Annotated in this window: 1 protein-coding gene; it reads right to left on the reverse strand. The window is 68.1% G+C overall.

The genetic code is table 11. The features are described 5' to 3' along the window. Positions 1 to 395: 395 nt before the first annotated feature. Complete coding sequence (cobO, locus tag EV662_RS19310; RefSeq protein WP_132466525.1) at positions 396 to 1022, reverse strand: cob(I)yrinic acid a,c-diamide adenosyltransferase; 627 nt, start codon at positions 1020 to 1022, stop codon at positions 396 to 398. Between the last annotated feature and the right edge of the window lie 618 nt (positions 1023 to 1640).

The following is a 1640-nucleotide window of genomic DNA, read 5'->3' on the forward strand; positions in this document are numbered from 1 at the left end:
ACCGCCCGCACCGCCAGCGCCGGACAGGGCAGCGTGACCAGAACCACCGGCCCGTCGGGCCCCAACCGGCCCTGCAAGAACTCGCCGAAATGGCCCGCGACGCAGGCCCGGCGCGTGGCATGGGGCGGCATGGAAAGGCGGCTTTGGCGCATGAAGACCCCGGCATGAAACGCGCCCGCTTGAATGGCATCCCCGGGGGGCCTATGCAACGGGCCTCGCGTGCGAACCGGGAAACCGCCCCGGCCCGGACTGTCCCGCTTGTGCGCGGGGTCCGGTCCGGAAAGGGCCGTCAGGCCGGGCGCCGGGTTCGTGAATTGCCCGGACGGCATTTGGATGGCGCGGCCATACGGACCACGCCGACGGAACCCGCCGTGCCCATGCCATTTCGCGGCCGCTCAGAACTCCACACCGGGCTGGCCCTTGATGCCGGCGCGGAACGGGTGCTTGACCAGCGTCATCTCGGTCACCAGGTCTGCGGCCTCGATCAGCGCCCCGGGAGCATTACGGCCGGTCAGAACCACATGGGTCATCGGCGGCTTTTCGGCCTGAAGGAACGCGACCACCTCGTCCGCATCCAGGTAGCCATAGCGCAGCGCGATGTTGATCTCGTCCAGGAGGACCATGCGGATCGCGGGATCGCGGATCAGGTCCCGGGCCTTGCGCCACCCGTTTTCGGCGGCGGCGATGTCGCGGGTCCGGTCCTGGGTTTCCCAGGTGAAGCCCTCGCCCATGGCGTGGAACTGGCACAAATCCGCGAACCGTTCGGTCAGAAGCCGCCGTTCGCCGGTGTCCCGGGCGCCCTTGACGAACTGGACCACTGCGGATGGCATCCCGTGGGCGATACAGCGCAGGATCATGCCGAACCCGGCCGAGGATTTGCCCTTGCCCGCGCCGGTATGGACGATGATCAGTCCCTTCTCGGCGGTCTTGCCCTCCAGCGCCCGATCTTTCGCAGCCTTCAATTTGGCCATCTTGGCGGCATGGCGGGCGTTTTCGTCGGCGGGCCTTGCGGTCTCGGTCATGTCCGGTCCTTTTTCTGTGCGGCGGCACTCCGGTTGTGGCCGCGCGGGCGCTGGCGCTGGTGCCCGGCCTTGCTGCGCCGCATTTCCATCTGTCAGTCACCGAACATGCGCTGATCGGCCGGCCCGGCGATTTGCCGGTCACGCTTACCTTTGGGTCCCCGATCAAGAACAGTCATGTCATGCGCCTGTGCAGGGGCGACACAGCTAGATTGCCAGGCAAGAAGAGCAGTCGCGGGTGGTTGCCTTCGTGGCGCGTTCCGCGAAATGGCGACTCCGCCGACAGACGCAAGCGCACCGGCAGGCTGAGCAGCGGGAAGGGGCGGGCTGATCGAAGACGTGGTGTTTCGCCGCCCGGCATGGTCCGACGGAAAGCCGAGGCCGACCCCCTCGGCAACAAGGCGATGTGCCCAATGGCGAGATGGAACCAAGGACCCATTGCGCGTCTCGTAACCCGGTTCTTGGCCGCCGCCGATGACCAGAACGCCGGGTTGCCCCAAATCCATGCCCTTACCTGACGTGCGACCGGCGCGCGCGGGTTCCGCCGCGCCGGCAGGGCGATGGAAGGCGCAGGTCGAGCGGCCGGGCCGGTGCATCCAGGGACGCGGCCAGAAGGGCGCG

The sequence above is a fragment of the Rhodovulum marinum genome (assembly GCF_004343075.1).
Taxonomy (GTDB): domain Bacteria; phylum Pseudomonadota; class Alphaproteobacteria; order Rhodobacterales; family Rhodobacteraceae; genus Rhodovulum; species Rhodovulum marinum.

Coding starts and splice junctions, on each gene's coding strand:
- cobO (WP_132466525.1), bottom strand. CDS start 1,022: ATGACCGAGACCGCAAGGCCCGCCGACGAAAACGCCCGCCATGCCGCC.